This is a genomic window from Pseudonocardia abyssalis (assembly GCF_019263705.2).
GTDB classification, from domain to species: Bacteria; Actinomycetota; Actinomycetes; order Mycobacteriales; family Pseudonocardiaceae; genus Pseudonocardia; species Pseudonocardia abyssalis.
The window spans coordinates 111,735-130,144 of sequence record NZ_JADQDK010000001.1; the positions used below are offsets into that span (position 1 = coordinate 111,735).

At 74.5% G+C, this 18,410-nt stretch carries 21 protein-coding genes; 17 read left to right on the plus strand and 4 right to left on the minus strand.

All coding sequences use genetic code 11. The features are described from left to right. Positions 1-8: 8 nt before the first annotated feature. The 10 genes from trmD (at position 9) to I4I81_RS00550 (ending at position 9,212) form a co-directional block, all read left to right on the plus strand. Positions 9-746: a tRNA (guanosine(37)-N1)-methyltransferase TrmD gene (trmD, locus tag I4I81_RS00505; protein ID WP_218605439.1), complete on the plus strand. Its 738-nt coding sequence runs from the start codon at positions 9-11 to the stop codon at positions 744-746. A gap of 122 nt (positions 747-868) precedes the next feature. Next, positions 869-1,228, plus strand: a complete 360-nt coding sequence (rplS, locus tag I4I81_RS00510; protein ID WP_218605440.1) for a 50S ribosomal protein L19 — start codon at positions 869-871, stop codon at positions 1,226-1,228. A gap of 393 nt (positions 1,229-1,621) precedes the next feature. Next, complete coding sequence (gene lepB / locus I4I81_RS31505) at positions 1,622-2,875, plus strand: signal peptidase I (RefSeq protein ID WP_372478329.1); 1,254 nt, start codon at positions 1,622-1,624, stop codon at positions 2,873-2,875. Positions 2,876-2,952: 77 nt separating this feature from the next. Beyond that, positions 2,953-3,693, plus strand: a complete 741-nt coding sequence (locus I4I81_RS00520; protein WP_226363666.1) for a ribonuclease HII — start codon at positions 2,953-2,955, stop codon at positions 3,691-3,693. After that, the gene (locus tag I4I81_RS00525; protein WP_185719170.1) at positions 3,690-4,013 is read left to right on the plus strand and encodes a DUF2469 domain-containing protein; all 324 of its coding nucleotides are present in this window, start codon (positions 3,690-3,692) and stop codon (positions 4,011-4,013) included. The genes I4I81_RS00520 and I4I81_RS00525 overlap by 4 nt, the downstream gene beginning before the upstream one ends. Before the next feature lie 85 nt (positions 4,014-4,098). Next, positions 4,099-4,461: a YraN family protein gene (locus I4I81_RS00530; RefSeq protein WP_218605592.1), complete on the plus strand. Its 363-nt coding sequence runs from the start codon at positions 4,099-4,101 to the stop codon at positions 4,459-4,461. After that, positions 4,461-5,966: a YifB family Mg chelatase-like AAA ATPase gene (locus I4I81_RS00535; protein ID WP_218605591.1), complete on the plus strand. Its 1,506-nt coding sequence runs from the start codon at positions 4,461-4,463 to the stop codon at positions 5,964-5,966. The genes I4I81_RS00530 and I4I81_RS00535 overlap by 1 nt, the downstream gene beginning before the upstream one ends. Next, a complete protein-coding gene (dprA, locus tag I4I81_RS00540) occupies positions 5,963-7,105 on the plus strand; it encodes a DNA-processing protein DprA (protein WP_218615710.1) in 1,143 nt (380 codons plus the stop codon). Before I4I81_RS00535 ends, dprA begins: the two co-directional genes overlap by 4 nt. Positions 7,106-7,435: 330 nt before the next feature. Next, entirely contained in the window at positions 7,436-8,335 is a 900-nt protein-coding gene (locus tag I4I81_RS00545; RefSeq protein WP_226363667.1) for a tyrosine-type recombinase/integrase, read from the plus strand. Then, positions 8,310-9,212 carry a FliA/WhiG family RNA polymerase sigma factor gene (locus I4I81_RS00550; RefSeq protein ID WP_218606323.1) on the plus strand — a complete coding sequence of 301 codons (903 nt, stop codon included), beginning with the start codon at positions 8,310-8,312 and terminating at the stop codon, positions 9,210-9,212. The genes I4I81_RS00545 and I4I81_RS00550 overlap by 26 nt, the downstream gene beginning before the upstream one ends. An 80-nt stretch (positions 9,213-9,292) precedes the next feature. Here I4I81_RS00550 and I4I81_RS31370 read toward each other — a convergent pair whose 3' ends face one another. Then, entirely contained in the window at positions 9,293-10,201 is a 909-nt protein-coding gene (locus I4I81_RS31370; RefSeq protein ID WP_308187722.1) for a M23 family metallopeptidase, read from the minus strand. Between the two features lie 339 nt (positions 10,202-10,540). On the opposite strand from I4I81_RS31370, the gene rpsB reads away from it, so the two are divergent. The 6 genes from rpsB to I4I81_RS00585 all read left to right on the plus strand — a co-directional run bounded on the left by rpsB (position 10,541) and on the right by I4I81_RS00585 (position 15,235). Further along, positions 10,541-11,428, plus strand: a complete 888-nt coding sequence (gene rpsB / locus I4I81_RS00560; protein ID WP_185719164.1) for a 30S ribosomal protein S2 — start codon at positions 10,541-10,543, stop codon at positions 11,426-11,428. A gap of 85 nt (positions 11,429-11,513) precedes the next feature. Beyond that, positions 11,514-12,329 carry a translation elongation factor Ts gene (gene tsf, locus I4I81_RS00565; protein WP_218605525.1) on the plus strand — a complete coding sequence of 272 codons (816 nt, stop codon included), beginning with the start codon at positions 11,514-11,516 and terminating at the stop codon, positions 12,327-12,329. Further along, complete coding sequence (pyrH, locus tag I4I81_RS00570) at positions 12,329-13,081, plus strand: UMP kinase (protein ID WP_218605526.1); 753 nt, start codon at positions 12,329-12,331, stop codon at positions 13,079-13,081. Before tsf ends, pyrH begins: the two co-directional genes overlap by 1 nt. 7 nt (positions 13,082-13,088) lie before the next feature. Next, on the plus strand, positions 13,089-13,646 hold the full coding sequence (frr, locus tag I4I81_RS00575; RefSeq protein WP_218605527.1) for a ribosome recycling factor: 558 nt from the start codon (positions 13,089-13,091) through the stop codon (positions 13,644-13,646). A gap of 85 nt (positions 13,647-13,731) precedes the next feature. Then, a complete protein-coding gene (locus I4I81_RS00580; protein ID WP_218605530.1) occupies positions 13,732-14,553 on the plus strand; it encodes a phosphatidate cytidylyltransferase in 822 nt (273 codons plus the stop codon). A gap of 7 nt (positions 14,554-14,560) precedes the next feature. Further along, a complete protein-coding gene (locus tag I4I81_RS00585; RefSeq protein ID WP_218605528.1) occupies positions 14,561-15,235 on the plus strand; it encodes a class I SAM-dependent methyltransferase in 675 nt (224 codons plus the stop codon). On the opposite strand, the gene I4I81_RS00590 is transcribed toward I4I81_RS00585, so the two are convergent. Beyond that, complete coding sequence (locus I4I81_RS00590; RefSeq protein ID WP_218615712.1) at positions 15,222-15,623, minus strand: Rieske (2Fe-2S) protein; 402 nt, start codon at positions 15,621-15,623, stop codon at positions 15,222-15,224. The genes I4I81_RS00585 and I4I81_RS00590 overlap by 14 nt on opposite strands. Before the next feature lie 84 nt (positions 15,624-15,707). On the opposite strand from I4I81_RS00590, the gene I4I81_RS00595 reads away from it, so the two are divergent. Further along, positions 15,708-16,244 (plus strand): hypothetical protein, encoded by a 537-nt coding sequence (locus I4I81_RS00595; protein ID WP_218615713.1) that lies wholly within the window; start codon positions 15,708-15,710, stop codon positions 16,242-16,244. Here I4I81_RS00595 and I4I81_RS00600 read toward each other — a convergent pair. Both I4I81_RS00600 and I4I81_RS00605 read right to left on the minus strand, forming a co-directional pair. After that, positions 16,235-17,578, minus strand: a complete 1,344-nt coding sequence (locus tag I4I81_RS00600; protein ID WP_218606232.1) for a multicopper oxidase family protein — start codon at positions 17,576-17,578, stop codon at positions 16,235-16,237. The genes I4I81_RS00595 and I4I81_RS00600 overlap by 10 nt on opposite strands. Continuing rightward, positions 17,575-18,399 carry a cupredoxin domain-containing protein gene (locus I4I81_RS00605; protein ID WP_218615714.1) on the minus strand — a complete coding sequence of 275 codons (825 nt, stop codon included), beginning with the start codon at positions 18,397-18,399 and terminating at the stop codon, positions 17,575-17,577. The genes I4I81_RS00600 and I4I81_RS00605 overlap by 4 nt, the downstream gene beginning before the upstream one ends. Between the last annotated feature and the right edge of the window lie 11 nt (positions 18,400-18,410).

Genomic DNA, 18,410 nt, shown 5'->3' on the forward strand with positions numbered 1-18,410 from the left:
ATCCGGGCGTGCGGATCGACGTCGTCACCATCTTCCCCGGGTACCTGGCCCCCCTGCGGGAGGCGCTGCTCGGGCGGGCGATCGAGGCCGGTCTGGTCGACCTCGGGGTGCACGACCTGCGCGACTGGACCCACGACGTCCACCAGGCCGTCGACGACTCGCCGTACGGCGGCGGGCCCGGCATGGTCATGCGTCCGCAGGTGTGGGGCGAGGCGCTCGACGCGGTCGTGGACTCCCCGGCCCGGCTGGTCGTGCCCACCCCGGCCGGGCGGCCGTTCACCCAGGCGACCGCGCAGGCCTGGGCGTCGGAGGAGCGGCTGGTGTTCGCGTGCGGGCGCTACGAGGGGATCGACCAGCGCGTCGTCGACGCCTACGCCGACCGCATGCCCGTCGACGAGGTGAGCATCGGCGACTACGTGCTCGTCGGGGGCGAGGTGGCGGTCATGGTGATGGTCGAGGCGGTCGTGCGGCTGCTGCCCGGTGTCCTCGGCAACCCGGTCTCGGCGCAGGAGGACTCCTTCTCCGACGGCCTGCTGGAGGGTCCGGCATACACGCGGCCGGTGTCCTGGCGCGGGCTCGACGTACCGGACGTCCTGCGCAGCGGCAACCACGCCGCGATCGCCCGGTGGCGACGCGACCGGGCGCTGGAGCGCACCGCGGCCCGTCGGCCCGACCTGCTCGCCGACCTGCCCGCCGACGCCCTCGACCGCGCGGACCGGGCGTTCCTGGCCGGTCTGGACGGGTGAATTCGGCCCGCCGGGACGCGTCTGGCACTATGGAGCCGAGCTGCCGCGCCCCGCAGGCGCCTGCCCGCGCCCCGATGCGCGCTTCGCATGACTGCTATTCGAACCGAGGACGGATCTTCGCGATGAACACCCTGGACGCACTGGACGCACAGATGCTGCGCTCCGACATCCCCGCCTTCCGGCCGGGCGACACGCTCAAGGTGCACGTGAAGGTCATCGAGGGCACGCGCTCCCGGGTGCAGATCTTCCAGGGTGTCGTCATCCGCCGCCACGGCGCGGGCGCCCGCGAGACCTTCACGGTCCGCAAGGTCTCGTTCGGGGTCGGCGTCGAGCGCACCTTCCCGGTGCACTCCCCGAACCTCGACAAGATCGAGATCTTCACCCGGGGCGACGTGCGCCGCGCGAAGCTCTACTACCTCCGTGACCTGCGCGGCAAGGCCGCGAAGATCAAGGAGAAGCGCGAGACGACGTCCGCGTCCTGACCGACCCGGACCCGTTGCCGTAGCCTCGTGGTCGTGGCCCTACCCGAGCTCCCCGACGACCGGCGGGCCCGACCGCAGCGCTTCTCGCCGGCCGGTCCGCCCGGGTCGCGGCACGCGGTGCGCACGCCGCCCGGGGGGCAGCCGGCCACGCAGGGCCCGGCCGACGACGAGGACCTTCCGCGGCCCGTCAACGGCACGCCGCCCGTGCGTCGGATGCCCGTCGTGGGCCCGCCGCCGCGTCGCTCGAACGGTCGCGTGAACGGCGCTCCTCCCGCGAACGGGTCGTCCCCGGCGAACGGGTCGCGCCGAGCCGGCGGGGCGGCCCCGGCGAACGGGGCTGGGCCGGCGAACAGGGCTGCGAACCGTGTCGCGCCCGTCGTCGGACACCCGCCGGTGAACGGCTCACCGCGCGGAGCCGCCCCGGCCGACGGCGCCCGTCGCGGCGGTGCCGTCAACGGCGACCGCCCGGGCCCGGCGAACGGCTCGGGGCGCACCGCCCCGGGCGACGGGGCCGCCGGCCGCAACGGGTCCGGCCCCGCAGAGGGCCCGCGGGGCGGTCGCTACGGCGCCGTGCCCCCGCCCGTCCGCGGCACCCGGCCGCCGACCCGGCCGCAGCGCACCCCCGCCGACGACGAGCCCACCGTGGTGCACGACGACCTCGCGTCCGCCGTCGAGGCCCCCGACGTCGACGAGGCCCTCTCCGACGACCAGCCCGAAGCCCCGCCCGCCGCCGCCACCGAGTTCCCCGGCCGACACCGCCGCCGGGCCGGGGCGTCGCCCACCTCCCGCCCCGCCGCCGAGTACAAGGCCCAGGCGGCCGCCGCACGCGGGGGCAAGAAGGTCCGGCCCGGCCGTCGGCGCCGGGAGAACTTCTGGCGTGAGCTGCCGCTGCTGATCGTCGTCGCGCTGGTGCTCACGTTCACGATCCAGACGTTCCTCGCGAAGGTCTACGTGATCCCGTCCGGGTCGATGGAGACCACGTTGCACGGCTGCACCGGCTGCAACAACGACCGGGTGCTCGTCGACAAGGTCACCTACCGGTTCACCGATCCCGCCCCCGGCGACGTCGTGGTCTTCCGCGGTCCCGACGGCTGGATCAACACCGAGTTCTCGGCGCCGCAGTCGGACAACGCACTGGTCAACGGCTTGCAGCAGTTCGGGTCGCTGATCGGGCTCGCGCCTCCGGACGAGAAGGACTTCGTCAAGCGCGTCATCGCGGTGGGCGGGCAGACCGTGCAGTGCTGCGACAGCCGCGACCGACTCATCGTCGACGGCGACCCCCTCGACGAGCCCTATGTCTACTTCCTTCCCGAGGCCGGACCGGCGCGTGAGCAGCGGTTCGACCCGGTCACGGTGCCCGAGGGCCAGCTCTGGATGATGGGCGACAGCCGCAACAACTCGTCGGACTCCCGGGCCAACGGGCACGGGGCGGTGCCGGTGGAGAACGTCATCGGCCAGGCGCGGCTGATCGTCCTGCCGTTCGGCCGCTTCGGCTGGATCGACGCGATCGACCCCCAGACGCAGGCCGTCGGCATGGGCGTCTTCAACGGCGCCGGTACGCCGCTCGCCATGGGCCTGCTCGGTACGCTCCCGCTGGCCGTCTGGCGCCGCCGCCGGGCGGACCGCGGCGACCCCGTCCTGCCCTGACCCCGTCCTGCCCTGACCCCGTCCTGGCCTGACCCCCGTCCTGGCCTGACCACAGCCCTGCCCTGACCGGAGCGCACGTGCCTGTTCGCCACCGCCGCCCGCGGATCCTGCTGCCCGCCGAGCTGCGCCCCGCTCGCGCGGTCGTGCGGCGCTCCGCAGGCAGCTGGACGCTCCAGTCGACGCTGCACCGACACGGGCTCGGTCCCGTCGCGGGGGTCGACGAGGCCGGCCGCGGGGCCTGCGCGGGCCCGCTCGTCGTCGCCGCATGCGTCCTGCGTCCCGGCGACGCGCGGGCGCTCGACGGGCTCACCGACTCCAAGTTGCTCACCGCGACGGCGCGTGAGGAGTACTACGCGCTGATCCGGCGGCGGGCTCTGGACCACGCCGTCGTCGTCATCCCGTCCGCGGAGGTCGACCGGCGCGGGGTGCACGTCGCCAACATCGAGGGGATGCGCCGCGCCGTCGCCGGTCTGCAGGTACCGCCGGGGTACGTCCTGACCGACGGCTTCGCGGTGCGCGGGTTCGGCCGCCCGGCACTGGCCGTGCCGAAGGGCGACCAGGTCGCGGCGTGCGTGGCGGCGGCGTCGGTGCTCGCGAAGGTCACCCGGGACCGGATCATGGTGGGGCTCGACGCCGAGTACCCGCAGTACCGCTTCGCTGAGCACAAGGGCTACTGCACGCCGGTGCACGACGCGGCGCTGGCGGAACACGGGCCGAGCGCTGTGCACAGGTACTCGTTCGTGAACGTGCGTGCCGCCGCCGGGCGGGTGCCCGTCCTGGTCCACAATGACGGGGTGAGCGAGGAGACCGAGCTGTGAGCGCCGAGGATCTCGAGAAGTACGAGACCGAGATGGAGCTCACCCTCTACAAGGAGTACCGGGACATCGTGTCCCAGTTCTCCTACGTCGTGGAGACCGAGCGCCGCTTCTACCTGGCCAATTCCGTCGACGTCGCCGCCCGCAACGCCGACGGCGAGGTCTACTTCGAGGTCCGCATGTCCGACGCGTGGGTGTGGGACATGTACCGCCCGGCCCGGTTCGTGAAGAACGTGCGGGTGCTGACGTTCAAGGACGTCAACGTCGAGGAGCTGGACAAGCCGGAGCTGCGGCTCCCGGAGGGTGACCAGTTCGGCTCCTGAACGGGAGTTGTCCACATCGACCCCGCTCCATCCACAGATTCCCGGAAGTCCCGCCGACGGCCCGGCGCGGCCGCATCGTTGACCCATGGCAGCGAAGGACGAGCTCGGACGCCGCGGCGAGGACGTCGCGGTGCGGTACCTGGAGGGCCGGGGCCTGGTGGTCCTCGACCGCAACTGGCGATGTCGTGAGGGTGAGCTCGACGTCGTCGCCACGGAGGCCGACGGCAGCCGACTGGTGGTGTGCGAGGTCAAGACCCGCTCCGGCACGCGCTACGGCGAGCCCGCCGAGTCGGTCACCGGGCAGAAGGCCCGCCGCATCCGCCGGGTCGCCCAGCGCTGGCTCGCCCAGCAGGGTCTGCCGTGGGTGGAGGTCCGGTTCGACGTCTGCGCGGTGCTCGTCGAGCAGGGCCGTCCGGCCACCCTGCAGTACTTCGAGGCGGCGTTCTGATGGTGCTCGCACGGGGATGGTCGGTGGCGCTGCACGGCGTCGACGGGCACGTGGTGGAGATCGAGGCCGACCTCGGCGGGGGGCTGCCGGGGGTCCACCTGCTGGGGCTGCCGGACGCCGCGCTGCAGGAGTCGCGCGACCGCGTCCGGGCGGCGGTCGTCAACTCCCGGCTGGTGTGGCCCAACGAGCGGATCGTGCTGGCGCTGAGCCCGGCCACGCTGCGCAAGGCCGGCAGCGGGTTCGACCTGGCACTGGCCTGCTGTGTACTGGCCGCGGCGGAGCAGGTGCCGCAGTCGGCGCTCGACGGCACCGTCCTGCTCGGGGAGCTGGCCCTCGACGGGCGCCTGCGCGCGGTCCGCGGGATCCTCCCCGCGCTGCTGGCGGCGCGGACCGCGCGGATGCGGCGGGTCGTGGTGCCGATGGCGGCGCTGGCGGAGGCCGCACTGGTGCCCGACATCGAGGTGCTCGGCGCGGCGGATCTGCGCGAGGTGCTCGACTGGCTCCGCGACGGCGCGCCGCTGCGCTCGCCCGAGCCGCTCGTCGACGGGGTGGGGCCGGAGCCGCCCGACCTCGCCGACGTCGTCGGGCAGGACGACGCCCGCCACGCGCTGGAGGTGGCCGCGGCGGGTGGGCACCACCTGCTCCTCGTCGGCCCGCCGGGCACGGGGAAGACGATGCTGGCGCGGCGTCTGGGCGGGCTGCTGCCGCGGCTCGCCCCCGACGACGCGCTGGCGTTGGCCGCGGTGCGGTCGGTGGCGGGGCGGCTGCCGTCCGACGGCGGGCTGGCCACGCTGCCGCCGGTCGAGGCGCCGCACCACTCCAGCTCGATGGCCGCACTCGTCGGCGGCGGGAGTGGGCTGGCCCGGCCCGGCGCGGTGTCCCTCGCCCACCGGGGCGTGCTGTTCCTGGACGAGGCTCCCGAGTTCGGCCCCCACCTCCTCGACGCCCTGCGCACGCCGTTGGAGGAGGGTGAGGTCCGGCTGGCCCGGGCCGAGGGGTCGGTACGGTACCCGGCCCGCTTCCAGCTGGTGCTCGCGGCGAACCCGTGTCCGTGCGCGCCGGCGCACGACCGCGACTGCATCTGCTCGTCGCCGACGCGGCGACGGTACCTGGGCCGGCTCTCCGGCCCGCTGCTCGATCGCGTCGACCTGCGTGCGGTGATGTTCCCGGTCACGACGTTCGCGGCGGTGGCCGACGGGGAGGACACCGCCACCGTCGGTGCGCGGGTGCGGGCCGCACGGGCGGCGGCCGCGGAGCGGTGGGCCGCGCACGGGTGGCGCACCAACGCGGAGGTGCCCGGGCCGGAGCTGCGGTCGCGGTTCGGACTGCCCCGGGCCACGACCCGGCCGCTCGAGGCCGGCATGCGCAGCGGGGCACTCACCGCCCGTGGGGCTGATCGAGCACTGCGGGTCGCGTGGACGCTGGCCGACCTGTCGGGGTCCGCCCGCCCGCAGCCCGACCACGTGGAGGCGGCGCTGTACTTCCGTGACCGGCGGGCGGCATGAACGCCGTGTCGGCCGAGGTCCTGCGGGCCCGTGCCTACCTGTCCCGGGTCGCCGAGCCGCCCGCGCCCGGGCTGGCGGCACTGGCGGCGGAGGTCGGTGCGGTGGAGGCGGCCGAGCGGGTGCGCCGCGGCGAGGTGAGCGAGCGGGTGGCGACGGAGACGTCGGCGCGCCGGGCCGTCGACCGGGTCGACGCCGATCTCGCCGCCGCGGAGGCGGCCGGGGCCCGGCTGCTCGTCCCGGAGCACCCCGACTGGCCGGGCGACCCGCTCGGCGACCTCGCGGCGTGCGGGGTGCCCGACCTCGCGCCGCCCGTGGCGCTGTGGGTCCGCGGTCCCGGGAGCCTGGCGCGGATGTGCCTGCGGGCCACCGGTGTCGTGGGGGCACGGGCGGCCACCGGCTACGGGTTGCACGTGGCCGCCGAGTTCGGCGCGGGGCTGGCCGACGGCGACCACACGGTGGTCTCCGGGGCCGCCATCGGGATCGACGGTGCGGCGCACCGGGGCGCGCTCGGTGTCGCCGGGCCGACGGTGGCGGTGCTCGCCTGCGGGGCCGATCGCGCGTACCCCCTGGCCCACCAGGGGTTGCTCGCCCGCATCGCCGACACCGGGTTGGTGGTCAGCGAGTACCCGCCGGGCGGCGTGCCGGCGCGGCACCGGTTCCTCGTGCGCAACCGGTTGATCGCCGGGCTCTCCGCGGCCACCGTCGTGGTGGAGGCCGGGCTGCGCAGCGGTGCCACCCGCACCGCGGGCGACGCCGCCACGCTGGGGCGTCCGGTGCTGGCGGTGCCCGGGCCGGTCACCTCCGGGGTGTCGGCGGGCTGCCACCGGCTGGTGCGGGAGGGGGCGGTGCTGGTGACCCGGGTCGAGGAGGTGCTGGAGGCGATCGGGCCGATCGGGGCCCACCTCGCCGCCGACCCGCCGGGGGAGCAGCGGGCCACCGACGCGCTCGACCCGGTCGGCCGGCTCGTGCACGACGCCCTGCCGGCCCGCGAGGCGCGGGAGGTGGGCTGGCTGGCCCGCGAGGCGGGCGTCCCGGTCGGGGCCGTGCGGGTGGCGCTCGTCGACCTGGAGCGCCGCGGGCTCGCCGATCACCGCAACGGCCGCTGGCAGCTGCGGCCGATGCGGGCGGGAGGGGGTTGACGCAGGCCTGGCCCGGCAGGCGCGGCCCGGCGGGCGTGGCCCGGCACGTCCGGCACGGGCTGGCTGAGCCGGGCCGCGCCCGCCCGGCCCGGCCCGCCCGGCCCGGCCCGGCCCGCCCAACCCGGCCCGGGGGCCCGCCCGCCCAACCCGGACCGGGCGGTGCGGCCCGGGCGGTGCGGCGGGGCGGCACCGTCGCAGGTGGCCGGACGCGGCCGGGGTGGGCACGACACGGCGGGTGCGGTGCTTGACCCGGCCCCGCCGGGGCCGGACCGTCGCGGCGTGTCCCCAACACCGTCGGACCCCGCCGCCACTCCGGGCGTTGAGCCTCCTGTGCTGTCCACGTCCGTCACGGCGGTGCTCGACGACTTCCTCCGGTACCTGGCGCTGGAGCGGGGGCGGTCGGAGCACACAGTCCGGGCCTACCGCGGCGACCTGGGTGGTCTGCTGTCGCGCGTCGACGAGGTGTCGGGTCTCGACCTCGGCCTGCTCCGCCGCTGGCTGGCGGAGGGGCACGCGGCCGGGCTGGGCCGGTCGACGCTGGCCCGGCGGGCCGCGGCGGCCCGCACCTTCACCGCGTGGGCCCACCGGACCGGGCGCCTCGCGAACGACCCGGGCGCGCTGCTGGTGTCCCCGCGTCCCCGCCCGGCCCTGCCCGACGTGCTCGACGCCGCCGAGACGGAGTCGCTGTTCACGGCGGCCGTGGCCGGGGCGGCGGAGGGTGAGCCCGTCGCGCTGCGGGACCTGGCGATCGTCGAGCTGCTCTACGCCACGGGCGTGCGTGTCGGGGAGCTGTGCGGGACCGATGTCGACGACGTGGACGAGTGCCGTCGCGCCCTGCGCGTGCTCGGCAAGGGAAACAAGGAGCGGACCGTCGTCTTCGGGGTCCCCGCCGCCCGGGCCCTGCGCCGCTGGCTCGACGGCGGGCGCCCGGCGCTGGCCCGCGATTCGTCACCGCCCGCACTGTTCCTCGGGGCCCGCGGGGGGCGGGTGGACCCGCGGATCGTGCGGGAGGTGGTGCACGCCGCGGTGGCCGCGGTGCCCGGCGCGCCCGACACGGGCCCGCACGGATTGCGACACGCCGCCGCCACCCACATGTTGGCAGGCGGCGCGGACCTTCGTTACGTACAGGAGTTACTCGGTCACGCTAAGCTAGCAACCACTCAGCTGTACACCCACGTCACCGTCGAGCGTCTGAAGGTGGTTCATGAGCAGGCTCACCCCAGGGCGTAGCGCGGTCCTCGACGGGTCGGTGCAGCTCAGGTCGCTCGGCGGGGCCGTCATCTCCGCCCTGGCCCGGCGCGAGCAGTCGCTGATCGAGCGGTCTCCGGTGTCGTCCGCCCCGGTTCCCGTGGTCGCGACGGTCGCGGACCGCACACACGTCGAGAAGCTCTGGGACGCCTATCTGGCCGAACCGACACGCCCGGTGCGTGATCGACTGCTCGTCCACTACACACCGCTGGTCCGGGCGGTCGCCCACCGCACCGCGGCCGGGCTGCCGAGCTACGTCGACCTGTCGGACCTCGTGCAGTCCGGGGTGTTCGGACTCATCGACGCCGTCGAGCGGTTCGATCCGGAGCGCTGCCCGCGGTTCGAGAGCTACGCGGCGCAGCGGATCCGGGGGGCGATCCTGGACGAGCTGCGCGCCCAGGACTGGGTGCCGCGCACGATCCGGGGGCGGGCCCGCGAGCTGGACCGCGCGCAGCAGCGCCTGGCGGCCCGACTGCGCCGCGCCGCCACCGACCACGAGCTGGCCGCGGAGCTGGGCGTCGCCCCGCGCGACCTGCGCTCGGTCGGGCACCACGTGCAGCTCGTGAGCGTCGAGGCCCTCGACGAGGGCAGCGGCGGGCTCTCCGAGTTGCTCGCCGACGACTCCGCGGCGGACCCGATGGCCGTGATCCAGGACCGCGAGACGTTCCGGCAGCTGTCGGTCGCGGTCGCCCAGCTCGGGGAGCGCGACCGGCTCGTCGTGCAGATGTACTACCTGGAGAACCGCACGCTCGCCGAGATCGGCCGCTTCCTCGGTGTCACCGAGTCGCGCGTGTGCCAGCTGCACACCCGGCTCGTCGGCCGGCTGCGCGGCCGCCTCGAGGAACTCGCCGCGGGCTGAACACGGACCCCCGGGCACCTTCCGGTCTCGCGCACAACGCCGGGCGTGCGCCGGGGTCGGCAGGTGCGCGAGTGGCCCGGTCATCCCGGCCACGGGTCGGGGACCGGTAGCAGCCGGGCGCGCGCCGGGCGCAGCAGGACGAGCGGGTCGAGGTACTCGGTGCGGTCGCGGCGCACGCCCCAGTGCAGGCATGCCGGATCGGGGCAGCCGGCGTGGCCGGATTCGAGCGTGCCGAGCACGTCGCCCGCGATCACCACGGATCCCGCGGTGACGACGGGTGTCACCGGCTCGTAGGTGGTGCGCAGCCCGTCGTCGTGCTGTACCGACACCAGCGACCGCCCGCCGACCGGGCCCGCGAACACCACCGTGCCGCCCCGGGCGGCCAGCACCGCCTGGCCCGGCGGACCGGCGAGGTCGACGCCCCGGTGCCCGGGCCCGTAGGTGTGCTCCGGCGCCCGGAACGGCGTGCGCACCGCGGGCACCGGGAGCAGCGGCCACGCGTACCCGGCCCCGGGCGCCGGCACCCCGGCCCCGGGCGGTGCCGCGGGTGCCGAAGGGTCCGTCGGGGGAGCCGACGGCTCGGCGACGGGAGGTCCGGCGACGGGAGGCTCGGCGACGGGAGAGTCGGAGTCTGTCGGGTCGGGCGCCGGAGCGGCGGGCGCCTGCGGCAGGTGCGCAGTCGGCACGGGCGCCGGAGTGGTGGGCGCCGGAGTGGTGGGCGCCGGAGGGACGGCCGCGGGCGGGCCGGCCGCCGCAGGGATCGGTACCGGCGGGGTGGGGGCCGGTGAGGTGAGCGGGGTCCGGAGCTGCGCGGTCGGGACCGAACCGGCCGGGGCGAGGGCTTCGGCGGGTGCCCCGCCCAGGAGGAGCGCAGCGGCCGCGACGAGGGCGGTGACGAGCGGTGCGGCACCGAGCCGGCGGGGGAGGGGGTTCGTGGCCCACCGCGCCCCGACGACGTGCTCCCCGCCCGCGGGCCCGCCTCGGTCCATGCCCCCAGGCTGCCGCGGAACGACCCGTGCGGCGGGTCGGACCCGCAGGCTGTGGACGGGCGGTCGGTGAGGTGGACAACCCGGGACGCCCGGTGAGGCGGTGACCGGCCCCGGCGTACACTCGGCCCGCACCCCGGATTCCCGGGGTGACTTCGCGCGCTCGCGTTTCCACCCCGCGCATCCCACGGGGCGGGATCGGCGGACGGGCGGTCCCGCGGGTTCCGACCGGCGGGTCCGGACGCCGACGCGACGCCAGGGCGGAACCGCCGACCGGCGCTCCGCACAACCGCACGCGGGGTCGCCGAGCGACCGCGCCAGACCGAGAGGTGAACACCGGCCATGGCCGTCGTCACCATGAAGCAGCTGCTCGACAGCGGCGTGCACTTCGGGCACCAGACCCGACGCTGGAACCCGAAGATGAAGCGCTACATCCTCACCGAGCGCAACGGCATCTACATCATCGACCTGCAGCAGACGCTGTCCTACATCGACCGGGCCTACGAGTTCGTGCGCGAGACCGTCGCGCACGGCGGCACGATCATGTTCGTCGGCACGAAGAAGCAGGCGCAGGAGGCCATCGCCGACGAGGCGGGCCGCGTCAACATGCCGTACGTCAACCAGCGCTGGCTGGGTGGCATGCTCACCAACTTCCAGACCGTCCACAAGCGCCTTCAGCGGATGAAGGAGCTCGAGACGATGGAGCAGACGGGGGGCTTCGAGGGTCGCACCAAGAAGGAGATCCTCATGCTCACCCGCGAGAAGACCAAGCTCGAGAAGACCCTGGGCGGCATCCGGGACATGACCAAGGTCCCGAGCGCGGTCTGGATCGTCGACACCAAGAAGGAGCACATCGCCGTCGGCGAGGCCCGCAAGCTGGGCATCCCCGTCGTCTCCATCCTGGACACGAACTGCGACCCCGACGAGGTCGACTTCCCGATCCCGGGCAACGACGACGCGATCCGTTCCGCGGCGCTGCTGACGAAGGTCGTGGCGCAGGCGGCGGCCGACGGCCTCATGCAGCGCTCGCGCGCCCGCGGTGGCGACGGCGGCGAGGAGAAGGCCGCGGCCGAGGAGCCGCTCGCCGAGTGGGAGCAGGAGCTGCTCACCAGCGGCGCCGGCTCCGACGGGGCGAGCCTCACGGCCGCCGCGGCCCCGGCCGAGGCGCCGAACCCGGCCGCCGAGCCCGCTCCGGCCACCACCAGCAACGGCACCCAGACCGCCAGCTGACCTCCGCCGCCCCGGGCCCCTGCGACTCCACGTGCGGGGCCCGGGGCGGTGCCGGTCCCATCGACGAAGGACGAAGAGACCCACCATGGCGAACTACACCGCCGCCGACGTGAAGAAGCTCCGCGACCTCACCGGGTCCGGGATGATGGACTGCAAGAAGGCGCTCGAGGACTCCGACGGCGACTTCGACAAGTCCGTCGAGCTGCTGCGCATCAAGGGCGCGAAGGACATCGACAAGCGCGCCGGCCGCGAGACGGCCAACGGCCTCGTCGTCGCCGAGGGCGGCACGATGGTCCAGCTCAACTGCGAGACCGACTTCGTCGCCAAGAGCGACGACTTCCAGAAGCTCGCCGACTCGATCCTGCAGGTCGCCGTGGCCGACAAGCCCGCCGACCTGGACGCCCTCAAGGCGGCCAAGCTCGATGACGGCACCGTCGAGGAGGCCGTCCTCGCGCTGTCCGCCCGCATCGGCGAGAAGCTCGAGCTCAAGCGCTACATCCACGTCGACGGGCCGGTCGCGCTGTACCTGCACCGCCGCGCGTCGGACCTGCCGCCGGCCATCGGCGCGCTGGTCTCCTACGACGGGTCCTCCGACGAGGTGGTCAAGGGCGTCGCGATGCACATCGCCGCGGCCCGCCCGACCTACACCACCCGCGACGAGGTCCCGGCCGACGTGATCGAGAACGAGCGTCGCATCGCCGAGGCCACCGCCCGCGAGGAGGGCAAGCCCGAGCAGGTGCTGCCCCGCATCGTCGACGGCCGCATCAACGGGTTCTACAAGGACGTCGTGCTCCTCGAGCAGGCGTCGGTGCAGGACTCGAAGAAGACCGTGAAGGCGCTGCTCGACGAGGCCGGTGTCACGGTCAAGACGTTCGCGCGCTTCGAGGTCGGCCAGGCCTGATGACCGCACCCCGAGTCGACACCGACGACCGCCCCGGATTCCGCCGTGTGCTGCTCAAGCTCGGCGGGGAGATGTTCGGCGGTGGTGCCGTCGGTGTCGACCCGGAGGTCGTCGAGACCGTTGCCCGACAGATCGCCGAGGTCGTCTCCTCGGGGGCGCAGGTGGCGGTTGTCATCGGCGGCGGCAACTTCTTCCGCGGCGCCGAGCTGCAGGACCGCGGCATGGAGCGCTCCCGGGCCGACTACATGGGCATGCTCGGCACGGTCATGAACTGCCTCGCCCTGCAGGACTTCCTGGAGCGCGAGCACCACATCGACACGCGCGTGCAGACCGCCATCACGATGGGCCAGGTCGCCGAGGCCTACATCCCGCGGCGCGCGATCCGGCACCTGGAGAAGGGCCGCGTCGTGATCTTCGGCGCGGGTGTGGGGATGCCCTACTTCTCCACCGACACCGCGGGCGCGCAGCGCGCGCTGGAGATCGGTGCGGAGGCGCTGCTGCTGGCCAAGGGGGTCGACGGCGTGTTCACCGCCGACCCGAAGACCGACCCCGACGCGAAGCTCTTCGACGAGATCACCCATCGCGAGGTGCTGGAGCAGGGGCTCAAGGTCGCCGACGCCACCGCGTTCAGCCTCTGCATGGACAACAAGATGCCGATCATCGTGTTCAACCTGCTCGTGGAGGGCAACATCGCCCGTGCGGTGCGGGGTGAGAGGATCGGCACGCTGGTCAGCACGCCCGGGGAAAGGTAGGTACGTCGTGATCGACGAGACGCTCTTCGACGCCGAGGAGAAGATGGAGAAGGCCGTCACCGTCGCGAAGGACGACCTCGCCTCCGTGCGCACCGGCCGTGCGACGCCCAACATGTTCTCCCGGGTCGTCGTGGAGTACTACGGCGCGATGACCCCGATCAACCAGCTCGCCTCGATCTCCATCCCCGAGGCCCGCATGGTGATCATCAAGCCCTACGACGCGAGCTCGCTGAAGTCGCTGGAGAAGGCGATCCGCGAGTCCGATCTCGGGCTGAACCCGGGCAACGACGGCCAGATCATCCGGTGCGTCATCCCGCAGCTGTCCGAGGAGCGCCGCCGCGAGATGGTCAAGGTCGCGCGCAGCAAGGGCGAGGACGCCCGGGTCACCGTCCGCAGCGTCCGCCGCAAGGCGATGGACGAGCTCGGCCGGATCGCCAAGGACGGCGAGGCGGGCGAGGACGAGGTCGCGCGCGCCGAGAAGGAGCTGCAGACCACCGTCGACAAGTACGTCCACCAGATCGACGACCTGGTGAAGCACAAGGAAACCGAGCTCCTCGAAGTCTGAGCCGGTGTCGACCTCCGCATCCCGTGACCTGCCGTTCACCGCGGCGGGGTCGCCGTTGACGCCCGGGGAGGTGGTGCCGCCGCGGATGCCGAAGTCGGCGCGGCTGGGCCGCAACCTGTTCGCCGCGATCGCGGTCGGGCTGTCGATGGGCGGGATCATCCTGTCGTCGCTGCTGATCGTGCGGCAGTTCTTCGTCGCGGTGCTCGCGGTGTCGGCGGCCATCGCCACCTGGGAGCTCGCCGGGGCGCTGCGCCGGGGCGCGGGCATCGAGGTGCCGCTGCCGGTCGTGCTGGTGGGCGGGCAGGCGATGATCTGGCTGGCCTGGCCGTTCGGCACCGCGGGTCTCGCCGGGTCGTTCGCGCTGACGGTGGTGGCCACGCTGCTGTGGCGGATGCGCGGGGGAGCGTCGCACTACGTCCGCGACGTCACGGCCACCGTGTTCACCGCCGCCTACGTGCCGCTGTGCTGCGCGTTCGCCGTGCTGATGACGGTGGCGCCCGACGGGCTCGGCCGCGTGCTCACGTTCATGCTCCCGGTGATCGCCTCCGACGTCGGCGGCTACGCGGCGGGCGTCCTGTTCGGCCGGCACCCCATGGCACCGACGATCAGTCCGAAGAAGTCCTGGGAGGGTTTCGCCGGTTCCCAGATCGCGGGCATGGCCACCGGCGCGCTCTGCGTCCACCTGCTGCTCGGCGGGCCGTGGTGGGCCGGCGTGCTCACCGGATCGCTGCTGGTGGTCTCCGCGACGCTGGGCGACCTCGTCGAGTCCATGATCAAGCGCGACCTCGGCATCAAGGACATGGGCAACCTGCTGCCCGGGCACGGCGGCATGATGGACCGCCTCGACTCGCTGCTGCCCACCGCGGCCGTCGCCTGGCTGCTGCTGAGCGTGCTCGTCCCGGTGTGAGGGCGGCATGACCATCCCCAGCCCCAACCTGTGGAACTGGCCCGACGTCTACGAGCAGGAGAACCGCGCCCAGGACGTCGACGGGGCGATCTGGGCCGCGCTGCGCGAGGACGTGCCCTGGGCCGGCCTCGACGTGGTCGACGTCGGCTGCGGCGACGGCTTCCACCTCCCCGTGTTCGCGGGCGAGGCGGCGTCGGTGATCGGCGTGGAGCCGCACCCGCCGCTGGTCCGACGGGCGCGCGAGCGCGGACTGACCGTGCTGGAGGGCGGGGCCGCCGCGCTGCCGCTGCCGGACGCGTCGGTCGACCTCCTGCACGCGCGCACCGCGTACTTCTTCGGGGCCGGTTGCGAGCCGGGGCTCGCCGAGGCCCGCCGGGTGCTGCGGCCGGGCGGGGCGCTCGCGATCGTCGACCTCGACGCCACGCAGCCGCCCTACGGCGACTGGATGCGTGCGGACATCCCGCACTACGACCCTGTGGCGGCGGAGCGGTACTTCGTCCGGCGCGGGTTCTCGTTGCGCCGGATCGCCACGCGGTGGGCGTTCCCGGACCGGGCCGCACTCGAGGCGGTGCTGCGCATCGAGTTCTCCCGTGCCACGGCCGACCGCGCGCTCGCGGCCGTGCCGGACCTGGAGATCCCGGTGGGGTACCGGGTGCACGTACGGCGGCTCAGCCGAGGGTGATCTCGGTGCCCGAGACCGTGACGGGCACGCTGGTCAGGCCCGACTCCGCGGGGCCGGTGAGCACGGCGCCGGTGAGGTCGAAGCGGCTGTCGTGGCACGGACAGATGATCTCGGTGCCCTCGACGGCGTTGACGTTGCAGCCCTGGTGCGGGCAGACCGTGGAGAACGCGGCGAACGCGCCCGCGGTGGCCTGGGTGACGACGACGCCCTGGTCGGCGAAGATCGTCGCGCCGCCGACGGGGACGTCGGTGGTGGGGGCCAGCGGCCCGTCCGCCACGGCCGGGGTGGACGGGGTGGAGGCGGCCGAGCAGCCGGCCACGGTCAGGCCCGCGGTCAACGCGGCGGCTCCGACGACGACGGTGCGGCGGTCCAACTGGGGGTGGGGCACGAAGTTACTCCAGGCGGTGGTGGGTGGGGGAGCGTCGTTCGGCCCAAGCCTGGCACGGCGGGGCGTAGCGCTACCGTGAGAACCATGGCGAGGACGGTCACGCTCTCCGCCGCCGCGGTGCTCGCACTGGCCGGCGGCGTGGGGTGGTTGGTGGGGAGTTCGGCCCTGGACGCGGGCACCGGGACGGTCGTGCTGGCCGCCGGGCTCGGCGTCACGGCGTGGTTGTTCGTCGTCGGGAGCCGCGACGCCGCGGAGCGCCCGATGGAGCGCTGGCGCAGCCGCCGGTTGCTGCGGCTGGCCGTGATCGGGCTGATCGTGATCGTCGCCGGGTCGGCGCTGCTCGGGTTCACCCCGTACGGCGAGCTCGCGGTGCCGCTCGGGTTCGGCGTGATCGGCGCGCTGCTGGTGCCGGCGTCGTCCCTGCTGGGCGACCGCACGTACCTGCTGCTGGGGTCGGGGCTGATGCTGCTCGCCGCACTCGGGGCGTTCCTGGCGCTGAACTCGGTGGGGCAGCTCTACCCGCGCGGGCTGGTCGGGCTCGGGGCCGGGGTGCTGCTGTGGGCCGCCTCGGCCCACCGGTCGGGGCTGATCGCGCAGCTGCGGGGCACGCGCTACCGGTAGCCGATCGTCCGCATCATCCCGTCCTCCATGTGGTGGTGGTTGTGGCAGTGGATCATCCACTCGCCGGGGTTGTCGGCGCGCCAGTCGAACGTCAGGGCGCCCCCGCGCGCAGCGACCACCGCGGTGTCCTTGAGGGCCCGGCCGGGCGTGGCGAGCTGGAAGTGGTGCCCGTGCAGGTGCACCGGGTGGAAGACCGCGCTCTCGTTGCGGACGGTGATGCGCACCCACTCGCCCCGGTGCACCGGGAGTGGTTCGTCGGGGCCGAGGCCGTCGACGTCGATGTCGGTGCCGCGCAGGGTCAGCGCGAAGGTGCGGTCGGGGCCGCCGGTCGTCGGGACCTCCTCCGGTCCGGTGCTCACCAGGTCGTCGTAGGTGAGCAGACGCCCGTCGAGCCCGGCCGGGTGCGCGTCGGCGGGCGGGGTGGCCGTGGCGGGCGCGTCCGCGTAGCGCAGGACGGCCCGGCCGAACCCGGCCTTGCCCTCGGGCAGGACCCCGATCTGCCACGCACCCGGCTCGGAGGCGTCGACCAGGACGTCGTAGCGCTCGCCCATGCCGATCCGCAGGGCGTCGACGCTGACGGGCCGCACCGGCATCCCGTCGCCGTGGGTCACGGTGAGCGGGTGCCCGTCGATCGCGAACCGGAAGCCGGTGTCGGCGGCCGCGTTGATCACCCGCAGTCGCACACGGTCGCCGCGGCGCACGTCGAACACGGCGGGGTCGGCCGGGGGCCGGGCGTTGACCAGCATCAACGGGTAGAACCGCCCCCCGAACGAGACACGCTCGGCCGGCGGCTCCGTCTCGTCGTGGCCTGCGTGGTCGCGGCCGGTGTCGACGCCGTCGCGCCAGTCGTCGAGCAGCAGCGTGTACTCGCGGTCGTAGGACAGCTCCTCGACGGCCGGCTCGACGATCAACGCGCCGTACAGGCCGCGGTCGAGCTGGTGCCCGGAGTGGGCGTGGTACCAGTGCGTGCCCGCGTCGGGCACCGTGAAGGCGTACTCGAAGTCGGTGCCCGGAGCGATCGGCGGCTGGGTCAGGCCCGGGGTCCCGTCCATCGCGTTGGGCAGCGAGATCCCGTGCCAGTGCACGGTCGTCGGCTCGGGGAGGGCGTTGACCAGCGGGACGCGCAGCGTCTCCCCGGCCCGGAGACGGATCTCCGGGCCGGGGACGGTGCCGTCGTAACCCCACGTCGTCACGCGGGTGCCGGCGAGGTCGAGACCGACCTCGCCGGCACCGAGCGACAGGAGCGTCCCCGACGTCGGGCCCGCGCATGCCCCGAGCGCGAGGAGCCCGGCGCCCGCCCCGGCGAGCCGCAGGAACTGCCGTCGGGAGGTCACGTGACGGTGAAGTCCCCCAGCATCCCGAGGGTGAAGTGCGGCGGACCGGCGCCCTCGGCGCCCGCCGTGCTGCCCTCCGGGATGAAGCAGGCCACGCCGTAGCGGCCGGGCTCGTCGATGCTGATGAAGGCGGTGTCCGACTCGCCGGGGCCGGCGAACGCGGCCCCCGTGAACGTCACCGCGGCCATCCCCTCGGCCTCCCCGAGCGCGAGGATCTCCTCGACCGACAGTGTGACGTCGTCGTTGACCCGGACGATCCCGACCTCGTGGGCCTCCTCGCCCTCGTTGACCAGCGTGACGGCCTTGATCCCCGCGGTGAGCGTCTCCGGCAGACCCTGGTACTCGTAGTCGGCCGCGGTGATCTCCACCTGCTCGTAGCCGCACTCGGAGACCATGTAGGTGTCGGTGCCGTCCTCGGCCGCCACGAACTCGGGGGACTCGAAGACGGACTCGTCGCCTGTGGACAGTGCCTGGCGGGTCAGCCGGGTCAGGGTGCCGGCGTCGGTGGCGACCGCCGCGGGCGCGGCGGCGTCGACGGCGGCGAGCAGCGGCTCCACCGTCGTGCCCCACTCCCGCACCGCGGTCTGGATCTCCTGCGGCGTGGCCGTCGCGAAGTCGACGGGCGGCCCACCGGCCAGCCCGGCCTCGACGTCGACGACCGACTGGCAGAACGTCGCCACCTCCGTGGATCCGTCGGACGCGGTGGTGACGTCGGTGGTGGCGGGTGGGGGAGCGGCGGGAGCGCCGCCGCAGCCGCCCAGTACGAGCGCGAGCACCGACGCGGCGGTGCAGGCCGCCAGCCGGGTGGGTGAGGTCGTCATCGGGGTGGCTC

Bases quoted from the DNA above. Each gene is read 5' to 3' on its own strand.
- rplS (WP_218605440.1), top strand. From the start codon at position 869: ATGAACACCCTGGACGCACTGGACGCACAGATGCTGCGCTCCGACATC.
- I4I81_RS00530 (WP_218605592.1), top strand. From the start codon at position 4,099: ATGGCAGCGAAGGACGAGCTCGGACGCCGCGGCGAGGACGTCGCGGTG.
- I4I81_RS00535 (WP_218605591.1), top strand. From the start codon at position 4,461: ATGGTGCTCGCACGGGGATGGTCGGTGGCGCTGCACGGCGTCGACGGG.
- dprA (WP_218615710.1), top strand. From the start codon at position 5,963: ATGAACGCCGTGTCGGCCGAGGTCCTGCGGGCCCGTGCCTACCTGTCC.
- I4I81_RS00550 (WP_218606323.1), top strand. From the start codon at position 8,310: ATGAGCAGGCTCACCCCAGGGCGTAGCGCGGTCCTCGACGGGTCGGTG.
- I4I81_RS31370 (WP_308187722.1), bottom strand. From the start codon at position 10,201: ATGGACCGAGGCGGGCCCGCGGGCGGGGAGCACGTCGTCGGGGCGCGG.
- rpsB (WP_185719164.1), top strand. From the start codon at position 10,541: ATGGCCGTCGTCACCATGAAGCAGCTGCTCGACAGCGGCGTGCACTTC.
- tsf (WP_218605525.1), top strand. From the start codon at position 11,514: ATGGCGAACTACACCGCCGCCGACGTGAAGAAGCTCCGCGACCTCACC.
- pyrH (WP_218605526.1), top strand. From the start codon at position 12,329: ATGACCGCACCCCGAGTCGACACCGACGACCGCCCCGGATTCCGCCGT.
- I4I81_RS00580 (WP_218605530.1), top strand. From the start codon at position 13,732: ATGCCGAAGTCGGCGCGGCTGGGCCGCAACCTGTTCGCCGCGATCGCG.
- I4I81_RS00585 (WP_218605528.1), top strand. From the start codon at position 14,561: ATGACCATCCCCAGCCCCAACCTGTGGAACTGGCCCGACGTCTACGAG.
- I4I81_RS00595 (WP_218615713.1), top strand. From the start codon at position 15,708: ATGGCGAGGACGGTCACGCTCTCCGCCGCCGCGGTGCTCGCACTGGCC.
- I4I81_RS00605 (WP_218615714.1), bottom strand. From the start codon at position 18,399: ATGACGACCTCACCCACCCGGCTGGCGGCCTGCACCGCCGCGTCGGTG.